Origin of the sequence: Desulfopila aestuarii DSM 18488, assembly GCF_900143695.1 — a bacterium.
Lineage (GTDB): Bacteria > Desulfobacterota > Desulfobulbia > Desulfobulbales > Desulfocapsaceae > Desulfopila > Desulfopila aestuarii.
The window spans coordinates 1-14,240 of record NZ_FRFE01000002.1 but is presented as its reverse complement, the minus strand read 5'-3'; the positions used below and the strand labels follow the sequence as shown (position 1 = coordinate 14,240).

Annotated in this window: 9 protein-coding genes and 1 pseudogene; 6 read left to right on the top strand and 4 right to left on the bottom strand. The window is 47.4% G+C overall.

The genetic code is table 11. The features are described from left to right. Positions 1 to 1,232 precede the first annotated feature (1,232 nt). The 6 genes and pseudogenes from BUF15_RS28270 to BUF15_RS01840 form a co-directional block, all read left to right on the top strand. A pseudogene (locus tag BUF15_RS28270) lies at positions 1,233 to 2,102 on the top strand (methyl-accepting chemotaxis protein); the annotation flags it as partial. A gap of 14 nt (positions 2,103 to 2,116) precedes the next feature. Further along, positions 2,117 to 4,195: a HAMP domain-containing methyl-accepting chemotaxis protein gene (locus BUF15_RS28195; RefSeq protein WP_073611759.1), complete on the top strand. Its 2,079-nt coding sequence runs from the start codon at positions 2,117 to 2,119 to the stop codon at positions 4,193 to 4,195. A gap of 88 nt (positions 4,196 to 4,283) precedes the next feature. Then, complete coding sequence (locus BUF15_RS01855; protein WP_073611758.1) at positions 4,284 to 5,120, top strand: CheR family methyltransferase; 837 nt, start codon at positions 4,284 to 4,286, stop codon at positions 5,118 to 5,120. Beyond that, a complete protein-coding gene (locus BUF15_RS01850; RefSeq protein WP_073611757.1) occupies positions 5,120 to 5,617 on the top strand; it encodes a chemotaxis protein CheD in 498 nt (165 codons plus the stop codon). The genes BUF15_RS01855 and BUF15_RS01850 overlap by 1 nt, the downstream gene beginning before the upstream one ends. A gap of 76 nt (positions 5,618 to 5,693) precedes the next feature. Further along, positions 5,694 to 6,758, top strand: coding sequence for a protein-glutamate methylesterase/protein-glutamine glutaminase (locus BUF15_RS01845; protein ID WP_073611756.1), 1,065 nt, complete (start codon positions 5,694 to 5,696; stop codon positions 6,756 to 6,758). Between the two features lie 36 nt (positions 6,759 to 6,794). After that, on the top strand, positions 6,795 to 7,496 hold the full coding sequence (locus BUF15_RS01840; RefSeq protein WP_073611755.1) for a J domain-containing protein: 702 nt from the start codon (positions 6,795 to 6,797) through the stop codon (positions 7,494 to 7,496). A gap of 29 nt (positions 7,497 to 7,525) precedes the next feature. Here BUF15_RS01840 and BUF15_RS01835 read toward each other — a convergent pair whose 3' ends face one another. The 4 genes from BUF15_RS01835 to BUF15_RS01820 all read right to left on the bottom strand — a co-directional run. Next, positions 7,526 to 10,600 (bottom strand): response regulator, encoded by a 3,075-nt coding sequence (locus BUF15_RS01835; RefSeq protein WP_159441197.1) that lies wholly within the window; start codon positions 10,598 to 10,600, stop codon positions 7,526 to 7,528. 306 nt (positions 10,601 to 10,906) lie between these two features. Then, positions 10,907 to 11,302, bottom strand: a complete 396-nt coding sequence (locus BUF15_RS27605) for a hypothetical protein (protein WP_143170605.1) — start codon at positions 11,300 to 11,302, stop codon at positions 10,907 to 10,909. Between the two features lie 51 nt (positions 11,303 to 11,353). Further along, a complete protein-coding gene (locus BUF15_RS01825; RefSeq protein ID WP_073611752.1) occupies positions 11,354 to 13,909 on the bottom strand; it encodes a transporter substrate-binding domain-containing protein in 2,556 nt (851 codons plus the stop codon). A 28-nt stretch (positions 13,910 to 13,937) separates the two neighbouring features. Then, on the bottom strand, positions 13,938 to 14,240 hold a 303-nt coding region (locus BUF15_RS01820), incomplete at its 5' end, for a response regulator (protein WP_073611751.1).

Sequence of the window (14,240 nt, the reverse complement as noted above, 5' to 3'; positions counted from 1 at the left end):
GGCAGGAGAGTGCGAAGCATGATTCAACCGTAAAAATCAAACGTACAGAAGAAATGCAAATCAAGCCGGTGACACTCGTAGAAAAAGACGTATTACGAGATCTTGATGCCGGCCGTCACTATCAAAATCAAGAAGGTAGCTTTTCCTTTGAGAATGATGACAATTCCTATGATCTGATCTGGTTTCTGCTACCGGCCGCACTGGTTCTCCTCTGTGCTCTGATCTTTATTGCAAATACTTCTCTTGTCCGCAATCTGAAACTCGGCCAAAAACTTTATGGTGGTTTCGGCTTTATCCTTCTACTTGCCGTTGGACTGGGTGTGTGGAGTCAGTACTTTCTTAGCCAGGTCAGCAAAAAATCTCAACTGGAGGCAGCGTCTCTCAACCTGGACATGACGGCGGGTGAATTAAGTACTGTAAAGACAGAGTTTATCCTCTACGGCGTCTCTGATAAGGAACTGGGCGAAGAACTTCTGGTAGAAGCAGAAAAACTTCTCGCTGAATATGAAAATGATATTCGTAATTTTCAGCAATTTGATCTGGAACAGCAGGAACTGAAGGCGATTAAAGAGCTCGAATCGCTGGTTGCTGAATATGCAGAGAACTTTGAAGTCTTGGCAACCAACTTCCATAACGTGGAAACCGAAAAGGCAGAGTTGGGAAAAGTCGGTCAAGAACTTTTGGCGCAGGTGGAAGCGTTGATTTACCAACATGAAAAGTATCTGGCGGAGGTCCAAGCCGATTCTCTTCTTGACCGTGAAAAGCTCTCATTGCAGAGCGAGCTGGTGGAAAGTCTTGCCGAGCTTGAGTTGCTGACACTTAAACTGGGCAGTAATCGGGTGAGTTTTATGCTCGATAAAGATGTTGAAAGGGTGTCGATTTCCGAACACTACCTGGGGCAGCTTTTTGGCCAGATTGAATCGGCCGGTCATCTCATAAAGCAGCAATCTGTAGACAGGCAGAAAATAGAGACTGACATGGAAGTTCTCGCTAAGGTGGAGGCGGAATTTGAGCAGTATCAGAAAAAACTCGGGGAAATGATAGTCAATACCTTGAGGGTTGAGGGAGGAACTGTTGGATTGAGTTCTATTTTACATAAGGTCGAGGCAATTGCCGCAGCTCTGGCGCATCGGTTTGCACTGGAAGCTGAGAGTGCCAAGTCTGAAGCCTATAAGATTTCAATTGTTCTCACAATCCTTACTGTGATCCTTGGGCTTGCCGTGGCTACCGTGATAACAAGGGCTCTTGCTCGACCAATCCTCCAGGGGGTTGCTTTTGCGCAAACAGTTGCAGAAGGTGATCTTACGCAAAGACTTGACCTTGATCAGAAGGACGAGGTTGGTCAGCTGGCCTCAGCCCTTAACCTCATGATTGACAATGTTAAAGAAGTGGTGGCAAACGTCCAGAGTGCTGCAGACAATGTCGCTTCGGGCAGTCAGGAGCTCGCTGCCAGTTCCGAAGAGATGAGTCAAGGATCCGCCGAGCAGGCTGCAGCGGCAGAAGAAGCTTCCAGTTCCATGAAACAAATGGCCTCAAGCATTCGGCAAAATGCCGATAACGCAATGCAGACCGAAAAAATAGCCAGCAAGAGTGCGGAAGATGCGAAAAAAGGTGGCGAATCGGTTGCCAAGACGCTCACGGCAATGAAAGAGATAGCCAGCAAGATTTCAATTATTGAAGAGATCGCCCGTCAGACCAACTTGTTGGCTCTCAACGCAGCCATCGAAGCAGCCAGAGCAGGTGAGCATGGCAAGGGTTTTGCCGTGGTAGCCGCCGAAGTCCGTAAACTGGCGGAGAGAAGCCAGCATGCCGCAGCCGAGATCAGTGAACTTTCCGGCAGTAGTGTAGAGGTGGCCGAACAGGCGGGCCAGATGCTGGCGCAAATGGTGCCGGATATCCAGCGTACAGCCGAACTGGTGCAGGAAATTTCCGCTGCCAGCAAGGAACAGGATACCGGTGCCGAACAAGTCAACCAGGCAATTACGCAGCTCGACCAGGTTATTCAGCAGAATGCCTCGGCTTCAGAAGAGATGGCTTCAACCTCGGAAGAACTCTCCAGCCAGGCCGAGCAACTGCAGGATACCATTGCTTTCTTCAAAGTCTAAAGAGGGCCAAAATGAAGATTTCGGATTTGAAAATTGGAACAAAGCTCTTCGTCAGTTTTTCTCTAGTGGTGCTAATTTTTGCAGGAGTTGCCGGTTTCCAAATCATGAAGATGGCGGAGTTGGGCACGCTTCAGGATGCAGGTGCAAGTCGTGGTAAAGATGCGCTTGATGTCTCGAAAATTGACATGCGTATGGATGCTGCATATGCGGTCATGGCTGATGGCATGATAAATCGGAATATCCCTGATACTAAAAAGAATTGGCAGGAAATCAGGGCCTTGGCTGAAAAAGATATCGCCGCTATTCGCCGTCTCTCAGATACGCCGGAAGAAAAAGCATTAGCCGAGGATTTTGTTAAAAATTTCAACGCATATCTTGATCACTTTGAAACGGAAACCCTGCCGATTCTTGAGAAGGAGGAATCCTTCGCCAAAAGAGCAAATGATGCTCTGATAGTGAAAGATATCGAACTGCGAGTGGAAGGGGTGTATCCGGTGGCCGCCGATGCGATCATCAATCGCAATCTCGGCGAAACCCGTAAAAATATGGCTGAAATACATATCAGGGCCAAAAAAGATATAGAAACAATAGCGGGGCTGTCAGATACCGATGAGGAAAAGGTAATTGCTGGGGAATTCGCTACTGCCTATAACACTTACCTTGTAACCATCGAGCAGGAGCTGATTTCTGCCCTGGAAATGACCAGTGATGTGGATCAAACCATTCGGGATCTGGATGAAGAAATTGATGGCCTTCGAGATGCCGTTATTGCTCCTTTGCAGAAAATAAGCGCATCCATTGGTGCGGAGACTCAAGCTGTGCTCGCCGATGAGGAGATGATTCGAGTAATCGATGCGAAAATTGATGAGGCCCGCGAGGCTGCCGCAATTCCTCTTGATAAAATCATCTCTTCGCTCAACAGCGAGATGGCGGAGGCGGATGAACATTTTGATGAGATACGCAAGAGCAGTGTGTCTCTTTCCATTGCCTTATCCGTTGTGGGAGTCGTTTTTGCCCTGCTGGCTGCATTTTTGATAACCCGGGCCGTTCGCAGGCCGATAGTTCTGGCCATGGAAACGGCGAAACGACTGGCAGATGGCGATCTGATGGTGAAAATTGAGGCCGATGGAAAAGATGAAACCAGCCAGCTCCTTCTGTCACTGAAGCAGATGGTGGCAAAACTCCAGGACGTTGTTATTGGGATAAAGGCCGCAGCCGATAATGTTGCATCGGGTAGTCAGGAACTGAGTGGCACCTCTGAGGAGATGAGTCAAGGGGCAACCGAACAGGCTGCTGCGGCCGAGGAGGCATCCAGTTCAATGGAGCAGATGGCTGCTAACATCCGCCAGAATGCCGATAACGCCCTGCAGACTGAGAAAATTTCCAGCAAGAGTGCCGGAGACGCCAGGGCTGGTGGTGAGGCTGTAGCCAAAACGCTTTCGGCCATGAAGGAAATCGCCACGAAAATATCCATTATCGAAGAGATCGCCAGGCAGACAAATCTGTTGGCGTTAAACGCTGCTATTGAAGCGGCCAGAGCTGGTGAACATGGGAAGGGCTTTGCTGTCGTTGCAGCTGAAGTCCGAAAACTTGCCGAGCGAAGTCAGCATGCCGCCGCCGAGATCAGCGAACTTTCCGGCAGCAGCGTCCAGGTGGCCGAGCAGGCAGGTGAAATGCTGTCCCGGATGGTACCCGATATCCAACGGACAGCGGACCTGGTCCAGGAGATTTCTGCTGCCAGTAAGGAGCAGGATAGCGGAGCCGAGCAGGTCAACCAGGCCATTATGCAACTCGACCAGGTCATTCAGCAGAATGCTTCTGCATCTGAAGAGATGGCATCGACCTCAGAACAACTTGCAAGCCAGGCTGAACAGTTACAGGAGGCCATTGCCTTTTTCAAGGTTGATGATCAGGCCGGAGTGAAAGTTCGACATACCCCGCAGCACGTAGCAAAAAAGAAGCAGGTCGGTTTGCCTGCTCCGAAAAAGGTATTGAAAAAAATCAAAAAAGCAGCCCCTGCAGCTGGAGGCCTGGACCTCAATATGAGTGGAGACAGTAAGAATCTTGACGATGAATTTGAGCGATTCTAGGTCATTATAACGAGTGCATATAACAGAGGGCTCTGCGTGAATATCAGCGCAGATCCGGTCGATCAAACGGAGTAACGGTAAAGTGTTTATGGACGCAACATTGACGAAACGTGACTTTCAGCAGTTGAGTTCATTTATCTATGATAATCTGGGCATTAAAATGCCGGATAGTAAAAGTACCATGTTGACCGGCAGGTTAACGAAACGACTGCGCGCACTCGAATTGTCGAGTTTCAGTGAATACTGTGATTTTCTCTTCAGCCCGGAAGGGCAGGAAGAGGAAATGGTGCATCTCGTTAATGTTATCACCACCAATAAGACCGATTTTTTCCGTGAACCAAGCCATTTTTCGTATCTGACCCAAACCGCATTGCCAACTTTGCAGAAAATACATACGTATAACGGCCATAACAGCCTGAAGGTCTGGAGTGCAGGCTGTTCAACCGGCGAAGAACCCTATACCCTGGCGATGGTCCTTTCTGAGGTCGAGGCGAGTCAGGCAGGTTTCAGATTTGACATTTTGGCTACCGATATTTCGACCCGGGTCCTTGAAATTGCTCGTCGGGCGATCTACCCGATGGGTCTGATACAACCGGTGGCTCCTCTATTCAGGAAAAAATATCTGTTGAAAGGCAAGAATGCGAAAAACCCGCAAGTTCGCATAGTGCCTGAATTGCGCAAGCGAGTGCGTTTTGGTCGCTTGAATTTCATGGATGAGAATTTTGGCTTGCCGTATACGGTCGATATCATTTTTTGCCGGAATGTCATAATTTACTTTGACAAACAGACTCAGGAAAAATTGATGATCAAATTCTGTCAATTTCTTAATCAGGGAGGATACCTGTTCCTTGGTCACTCTGAGTCTCTGCATGGCTATGATACTCCTCTGAGCCAGGTGGCACCGACAATCTATCGGAAATTGTAATGAATATGAACCACTCTCCGCTGGAGAAAATTTACCTGAAACCAGGAGAGTTGGTGATCACGCAGGAGCCAGTGATGGTGACGACGGTACTTGGCTCCTGTGTATCCGTGACGATGTACCACTCGGGTTCAAAGACAGCATCGATATGTCACGGAATGCTGCCCAAGGGCGGAGGAAGTGATAATTTCAAATTCGTCGATACTTCAATAGGGTACATGATAAAGTTTTTTCAAAAAATGAAGATTGCCCGGGAGGAGATCGAGGTCAAACTGTTTGGCGGGGCGGACATGTTTTCCGGCGGTCGGGTGAGTGTCAGTAACCTCACGGTTGGAAGACAGAATATTACTACTGCGATTCGCTGTCTGAAGGGATTCGGACTGACTATTGCTGCTTCCGATGTTGGTGGCAAGAACGGGCGTAAATTGATTTTTAGAACCGATAGCGGAATTGTCTTTATTAAGAAGATGAGTGGCCAGGACCAATTACCAATTACCTAGATGAGCTAGAGGGACAACATGCGGCGATGCTTTTGTATGGGGGGAAACAGGGAGCTTGTTTGTCATAGGAGGGGATATGGGGCTTAAGGTACTGGTTGTCGACGATTCGGCGGTGGTTCGACAAACCCTTTCGGACATACTCCTGGCAGATAGGGATATTGATGAGGTGGTAACAGCGCAGGACCCGTATGTCGCCGCCGCAAGATTGCGGCAGTTCGTGCCGGATGTCATCACTTTGGATGTTGAGATGCCAAGGATGGATGGCTTGAGTTTTCTCAAGAAAATCATGTCCCAGCATCCTATTCCCGTGGTGATGTGTTCAAGTCTGACCGAAACAAATTCGGAAACAGCGCTGCGAGCCATGGAATATGGGGCCGTTGATATCATACAGAAACCACGAATGGGAACAAAGCAGTTTCTGGATGAGTCGAAAGTGGTTATTTGCGATGCGGTAAAAGCAGCGGCAAAAGCCAGTGTGAGACGGCAAAGCCGTACCACAACCATTAGCACCGAAAAGAAATTAAACGCCGATGTAATCCTGGCCAAACCCGGTGGCAGGGCGATGATCCAGACCACTGAAACAATCGTTGCCGTCGGTGCGTCGACCGGTGGTACCGAAGCGCTACGCACTTTTGTGGAAATGTTGCCAGCCGATTTTCCAGGTGTTATTATCGTTCAACATATGCCTGAGCATTTCACTACCTCTTTTGCCGAACGTCTCAACAGTTTAAGTAAAATGACCGTCAAGGAGGCAGCGGATGGTGATACCGTGATGCCCGGTCGTGTTCTGCTCGCCCCCGGCAACAGGCATATGCTGTTGCAACGTAGTGGGGCACGGTACTATGTGCAGATCAAAGACGGCCCATTGGTCAGTCGGCATCGACCCTCTGTTGATGTCCTTTTTCGATCGGCGGCCCGCTATGCCGGGAAAAATGCAGTCGGTGTTATTATGACAGGTATGGGTGATGACGGTGCAAAGGGCATGCTGGAGATGAAACAGGCCGGGGCTGCGACTATTGCCCAGGACGAAAAAAGTTGTGTGGTCTTTGGCATGCCAAAGGTAGCCATTGAGTTGGGTGGCGTCGATCAGGTCGTGCCGTTGATGAAAATAGCTCAGGCTGTTGCGAGCCTTTGTTATTGATAATGCCGACTCCTCATCAAAGCAGGGATAAATCGCTTGGAAAAGGAAGACCGATTATTTGAGGCATGTCGAGTCCTCTTTGGTCATGAAATTGAGCTTTCCAGGGAATTTCTTTGTTATCTTCGAGACGAAGGTGTGACCAGCGCTTTTAGAAAAAAGGCGATGGAGGTCCATCCGGATAGAGCGCTCATTTCTGGGTTTTCAAAACAGCAATGCCAGGATGAATTTGTGTCTCTACAGACAGCCTGCCAAGTCCTGCGCCAGCATATCGCCTCCAGAAACAATACCCCGCGTCGAGAAATCTCTCCTGCAAAACAAGAAGGTTGCCAATATTTTCAGCCCCGCGGCTTGCCCGAAGAAAGGCTTCTCTTTGGCCGTTTCTTGTATCGCATGGGCGTCATCGAATGGCGCCAGCTCCTCATGGCGCTAACCTGGCAGAAATCTGGCCGGCCACGAATCGGTGAGTTGGGGATTAGTCTGGGGTATCTTGATCGGAACGCTGTTGTGGCAATTTTAAAAAAATCGATCAAAACCGGATATTTCGGAACAACTGCTCAGAATATGGGGTTCTTGACGGCAGTCGAGGTTCGAGAGTTATTGCTGAGACAGAAGCGGCAGGAAAAGAAAATCGGCCAGTTTTTCGTTGAAAAAGGTCTGCTGAGCAGAAGAGAGCTGTCGATATTGCTGGGACAATGCAAGGCACATAATCGACAGATTGAATTGCTCTATGAGAGATAGAAATACTGGTTATTATTTTCCATCTCTCCCTAGATGTTAACCTCATTCCCTCCATTAAGTACTTTTCTTATGATAACAGAAAGGTCTCTCATGTTGAGTGGTTTGTGTGCAAAACCTTTAATGCCCAAGGCCTTTGCATTTTCTTCAGAAATGATGCTGCTATATCCGGTACAGAGAATGATCGGTATATCAGGACGTATTTGCAATATGTGCCGGGCAAGATCAAAACCGGTCATTTCCGGCATGGTCTGATCTGTTATCACCAGATCAAAGGCGTCAGGTTGGGCTTTGAAAGAGGCAAGAGCTTCAGGGCTTGTTTTGCTTACTGTTACGGAATAGCCGAGCTTTTCAAGCATTGTTTTGTTCATTTCAAGGAGCAATGGTTCATCGTCAACAACAAGGATGCGCTCATTTCTTCCAGAAATTATAGTTGTCTCGTCGTTTTCAGGTGCAATATCTTGCGATAGGGATGGCAAATATATGTCAAATACCGTACCCACACCAATGTCACTTTCACAGGTTATGAATCCGCCGTAACTTTTTACAATACCGTGAGTTATCGCAAGGCCCATGCCCGTTCCTTTGCCGGTTTCTTTGGTGGTGAAATAGGGGTCGAAAATCCTGTCCCGTATATCCAGGGGTATTCCTGGACCATTATCCCTGACCGATAACTGTACGAACTGGCCTGGTTGAATTTCAGGTTGAGTCAGTAAATCTTCTTCAGAATAGCACTTTTTTTTCAGAGAAATGGTGACTATGCCGCCGGTTATTTCCAAGGCATGGAAAGAATTGGTGCAGAGATTTATGAGAATCTGATGAATTTGGGTAGGATCGGCGAGGATGAAGCCGGCATCTGGGTCTATGTCCTGTTGTATTTCTATAGTTGTCGGCAATGAAGAACGGAGAAGGCCGATGGCCTCCTTGATTATCACGGCAGGTTGCACGGGAATGAGTTGCATTTCTGTCTGTCTGCTGAAAGCAAGAATCTGCCTGACAAGATCTTTGGCTCTGTTGCCGGCGTTAATAACCTGGTTAAGACTGTTTCTCACAGAATCTCTGTCAATCCCTACATCTTCACGAGCAATTTCGGCATAGCCCAAAATGGCACCCAGGAGATTGTTAAAATCATGAGCAATGCCTCCGGCCAGGGTGCCGATGGTTTCCATTTTCTGGGACTGGCGCAATTTGTTTTCGAGTTCTTTTTTCTCGGTAATATCTTCGAAAGTTTCAATGCCTCCTATGATATTCGATGAGCTGTCAATAAGATAATCGATGTTTTTCGAAACAGTCAGTTCTCTGCCATCTTTCGATCGAATTGTACATTCGATATTTTCAGCGGGTACCATGGATCCGTTATACAGGCGGCAGGAACTTGAGCAGGGTTCTTTGCTAAAAATGAGACAGCTCTGGCCGAGTGCCTCGTTTGCCGAGTAACCTGTTATCTCTTCAGCTTTTTTATTCCAGATAATGATCTTACATTCTCTGTCGACGGCAAATAGTCCGCTTGGCACCAATCGATACACGCGCTCTGCCTGTTCTTTGGCCGCATGTAATTCGGCAGTGCGGGTGTATACGTTCTCTTCCATCATGTCATGGGACCTTCGAAGCTCCTTGAATCTGGATCGCAGGGCGGAAGCCACACCCTTGAAATTCATGGTCAGGAGTGCAACCTCTTCAAGGCGACTGTCAGGCCATTCAAGCGGCAGATCATTTTCAACCCTGCTGGCCAGCCCGGTTGTTGTCTCGGCGAGGCCCAAAATAGATGTGCTGAACCTGCGGCTTACTTTGAGCGAAACTGCAAGTGCTGTAAGGCAAAGTGCCAAAAGGATAAGGAGAGCATAGGTCTGCTGTTGGAGAAGATGTTTTTGAAAAGGTGCAAATGGGGTTTCGATTATCCATGTCCAACCGAGTTGCTCGTCTGCGGTTGTTTCAAAACTGTACCATGACTTTTGCACCCTGCTCCAGAGAGTGATATAGGTCGGCATAGGGGGCAGTATCTGATAGATATCCTGCTTAATGGCACGGGGTTCACCAAAATCACGAGGAGCATACCTCGTTTGATCTGCGATATTTGGATTGGTTGTCGAGATGATCGATCCTTCCGAATCCAACAAGGTGGCCCAGATATTTACTGTCTGTTTCTGTATCAACGTCAGATGATTTCTTAGGTAATCACGCTGCAGCAGTACCAGCCGACTGGCGTTGGGGTCTCTCACAGCAACACTATCTGGGATTCCGGGCTGATCTGTAACAATCTGACCGGCCTTAAAGCGAAGTGGGTTAAAGGCAGGTGAATACTTCCAGTATCGAGGTTTGGCTGTTCCGCTTTGTCCTATGGTCCATATGCCGATGATGCCGATGCTTTTGGAATAAGAATCCGGAAATCCATCCAGCTCATCGGACTTCAGCAATAGTCGTACTGGGTCAAGAATGAGGTGGATGCTATGGCTGTAATTGTCAGCCGCCATGTGTAATATATCGATGATATTCTTTTCGTTGCGGTGGAGTATTGCTCGGCCGTTGATAATCATGACGATGATTGCAGGTATTACCACTAGGGCCATCATCATCGAAAAAATAGCCTGTCTGATCGAGATTAATCGGGATTCTTCAGGTGTTCCTGCGATCCTGTGAAGCGGCGTAATCTGGAGAATAATAGTGGCAATCAACGAATTGGTTATACCGATAATCCAGAACATCAACGCCGCAGGCAGGGTGCCGACAAGCGGCAGATGCATGACAAATTTAAAAAAGAACCAGAGCAGCGGTATCCCAATCAATGGCCAATAAAGAGTGTTGACCAGTACCATATTGTTGAGCCGCGTACGGTTGATAACTATACCAATAAAGAGCGGCTCAGCGGTAAGCCACACCATTGCGTAGGGATGGCCGAAGAGCACATATGTCCAGCTGGCGGCAATGATGCCAGTCAAAAGCCCCCAGCCTGTGCCGTAGAGACGGAGAACCAAAAGAACGGGGATACTGCCAAGCAGGTAATTGAAACCCATGAAGAGGCGGGGGGCGATTATATTCGCCACCAGGCTTGAGACTATCAGCAGAGCCAGCAGGAAGTAAGAGGCTTTGTGTTCCTGTTTAATTTGCATAGATATTAAAGGTGGTTGCCGGGTCAATTTTAAACGCTTATTTTTGTTGGAGAGGAGCATGGTCTGCCGGCTGTCTCAATTAGGATTTTCCAACGTTATCATATTTTAAAAATATCATTTTGCAGGATCGTAGTCCAGGGTAACGTGGTGCCTGGAAAATGCACAAACCGTAAGGTGGCAATATGCGACAAGTTCAAATGGCAAATTATCATTTCATAAAGAATTGCATATCAAGTTGCGCCAGTTCAGTTTAATGCAGGAGCCCTGCTTTGGGATATATATCGCCTCGTTTCATTTCCTCAATATTCAAATATTTATATGATCATTATCGTGCGATCTGGATGGGTAAGCTTTTAGAGTTGTTCTGTTGATGACTGTCGCCAGTCTGGGCTCGCTCCAGAAGGTTAATTCATTGTCGTGTCGTATTTTATGGAACGCTAACCTGCCATACAGGCCGGTTCGAGGATTGCAAACAAACTCCTGACTTCCCGTTTCGAATATTAACCCGTCAGATCCTGGAAGGAAGAAGTCAACGAAACCGGCTCCTGTTGGCATTTTTATAAGCCTAAATAGCTTCAGAAAACCGTCATTTCCATATTTTATGAGCTGTTGCTTATCAATTTGGAAAATCAACATGTTGCTTTCGCTATGAAGATATTCGGTTAGTGCTTTGTTGATTCTTTTGAATTCAGCTCTCATCATAGCTCCAAAAATTATCAGGTCTTCAATCGTTTAGGTTGGTGTTGATCAAAGCTAATTTGCAAGCCTTTCGTCATCAAGAACCTTTCTCACGAGTATGGCGAGCTCCTTTTTCACAAGAGGTTTCATGGCAAACCCCTTAATTCCGGTAGCTTTTGCCTTTTGTTCCGTTATAGAGCTACTATAGCCGGTGCAGAGGATGACCGGTAAGTCCGGTCGTATCTGTAGAACACGTCGGGCCAGATCGATTCCCTGCATCCCCGGCATAGTCTGGTCGGTTATTATCAGATCAAATCTATCCGGATGGTTTTGAAAAGTGTTGAGTGCCTCGATACCATTTGTCCTGGTGGTGACCTGGTAACCAAGTCTTTCCAGCATATTTTTTCCCATAGTTGCAAGCATTTCTTCGTCGTCAACCAAAAGGATACATTCATTACCTGGTATTACAGGCTCGACTGGTTGGTCTTCAGGCAGGATTGTTTCGTCGACCAGCGGCAGAAACACATGAAATACTGTTCCCTCGCCAGGTGTACTCTGGCAAGTTATATAGCCTCCAGAACTTTTAACTACGCCATGGATGATCGAAAGGCCAAGCCCGGATCCTTTGCCAATTTCCTTGGTGGTAAAATACGGATCAAAGATTCTCTCCCGAATTTCCCTCGTAATACCCGGTCCGGTGTCAGCAACGGACAAGTGCATGAATGCACCGGGACGGACCTCTTTTTCAGCGCCAAGATCATTTGCCGTAATATCTGTATTTTTCAAGGAAATGACGAGGCTGCCACCCATGTCTTCCATAGCGTGGAAAGCATTGGTGCAGAGATTCATGACTATCTGGTGAATCTGGGTCGGATCAGCGAGTATAGGTCCTGATTCCTTATCCAGATCTAGTGTGATGTCGATGGTGGTCGGTACTGTGGCGCGGACAAAATTGACTGTTTCCTGCACAATTACGGCTGGTTTGAGTGGAATTGCCTCAGTTCCTGCTTGTTTGCTGAAGGCGAGTATCTGTTTGACGAGTTCCTTTGCTCTATAGCTCGCCTTGAGAACCTGTTCAATATCCTCCAAGACGGCGGATCCTGCCGGACTGTCGTCCCGGATTATCTCAGCGTAACCGATAACTGCCCCCAAGATATTGTTGAAGTCGTGGGCAATTCCTCCGGCCAGAGTGCCGATGGCTTCCAATTTCATTGCTTGCTGCAACTGGGACAGAAGTCTTTTTTGGTCTTCTTCCGAGCGCTTGCGATCTGTTATGTCCTGGATAAAGCCAGAGACCTTCAGGGGGACTCCCGATTCGTCCTTTTCCAGTTCGGCAAGAGAAAATACGGTGCGGCGTTCGCCCGTGTCTTTCTTGATGATATCATATTCAAGGGCGTAAGGGATGTTGTGCTCGATGAGGTCAATAAGTGTTTGGTGAACCCTCTCTTTTTCAGGGATACAGCTCTGTATTTCCGGTCTGCTGAAGGAAACTGTATCCTGGTCTAAGCCAAAAATCTTTTTTGCCTCCAGGGATCCCCGAAAATCCTCGCTGGCGATATTATATTCCCAGTTGCCGACTTTCCCCAATTCCTCTGCTTTGACATATTTTACGTTGGCCTCAGCTAATTCAACTTCAGCTTTGGTGCGTAGCTGGATTTCCAGCTCCAGATGATTTGTCCTTTTCTTTACTAAAAGTTTGAGATACCAGAGACCAAAAAGAGTGATCAACAGCAATAGCGGGATAAGTATTGTTAAAATACCTTGTAGCTGTTCACTGAACGGAACCTCTGTTTTTGGTAAGATTGGAGCGAACCATTTTTCATAAAGAGTGTTGTAGGTACCGTCTAAAAAGATAATCGACAGACCTTCATTAAGTCGTGAGACCAGGTTTTGGTTTCCCTCTGGTACTGCAAAACAAAATTTTTGTTCAAATCCATGAAGTTGTAACGCCACGGGTTTGAGGGCGGTATGAACTTCTTGTTCTACCGGGACGATATTGTTGAGCTCTAGTTTCTTGATTATCTGAAGTCCGACAATCTGCTGGACGACTATCGCATCATGTTTACCAGCCGCCAGAAGTTTGAAGGCCTCTTCATAGTTAACGGTAGTGATAATGAAATCGGAGAGACTTTCTTTCAGGGCATACTCGTGGGCAGTATCACCCAACATGACCAGGATCTCTTTTTTCTTCAAGTCTGATAGATTTTTAATTGAAGAGTCGCCCTTTCTGATAAAAACTGTACCGTGCAATCGGATATACGATGTTGTGAAATCATATACCTGATCACGCTCTTGTGAGTACGATACCAGTGGCAGCACATCGAGGGCCCCATCGGCCAAGCTCTGTTTAAGCTCATTCCAGGGGCCTACTTTGAAGGAGACACGCAACCCGACTGCTTCTGCTGCTGCTTTTAACAGGTCGACAGAAAAACCGCCTGCCGAGCCATCCGAATTAACAATTGCAAATGGTGGATAGTCCAGTTCGCTTGCCGATTTCAGAATCTTATGGTTTTCAACTAAATGGTCAGCTTTTACAGCCAGTGGACATGCCAAAATGCCAAGGCAGAGCAGTAACGCTATGCTATACCGTATGATCCGAGAGAAGAAATCTATGCTGTTTTTGTTTGTCATATTTTTGCTCTGGCCTACAGGAGGGTGCCTAGCCATCTAGAAGGGTATCAACCGTCCCAAGAAACTCTTTGCTATCGAAAGGTTTTACAAAAACAGCGCTCGCTCCTAATGCCTTTGCCATTTTTAGATAAAGATGTGGGGGATCAATTCCCCCTCCCGAAATAGCGACAATTTTAATTTCGGGATAGTCTTTTCGCAGACTCATTATGGTACCGATACCATCCTGGTTTGGCATGACAATATCGGTAATAATCAAGTCGGGTAATTCCCTCTTGGTAACGGTTAATCCCTCCAGCCCATCCTGTGACTGGAGAACTGTGTACGCTTTACG

Coding starts and splice junctions, on each gene's coding strand:
- BUF15_RS28195 (WP_073611759.1), top strand. CDS start 2,117: ATGAAGATTTCGGATTTGAAAATTGGAACAAAGCTCTTCGTCAGTTTT.
- BUF15_RS01855 (WP_073611758.1), top strand. CDS start 4,284: ATGGACGCAACATTGACGAAACGTGACTTTCAGCAGTTGAGTTCATTT.
- BUF15_RS01825 (WP_073611752.1), bottom strand. CDS start 13,909: ATGACAAACAAAAACAGCATAGATTTCTTCTCTCGGATCATACGGTAT.
- BUF15_RS27605 (WP_143170605.1), bottom strand. CDS start 11,302: ATGATGAGAGCTGAATTCAAAAGAATCAACAAAGCACTAACCGAATAT.
- BUF15_RS01835 (WP_159441197.1), bottom strand. CDS start 10,600: ATGCAAATTAAACAGGAACACAAAGCCTCTTACTTCCTGCTGGCTCTG.
- BUF15_RS01850 (WP_073611757.1), top strand. CDS start 5,120: ATGAATATGAACCACTCTCCGCTGGAGAAAATTTACCTGAAACCAGGA.
- BUF15_RS01845 (WP_073611756.1), top strand. CDS start 5,694: ATGGGGCTTAAGGTACTGGTTGTCGACGATTCGGCGGTGGTTCGACAA.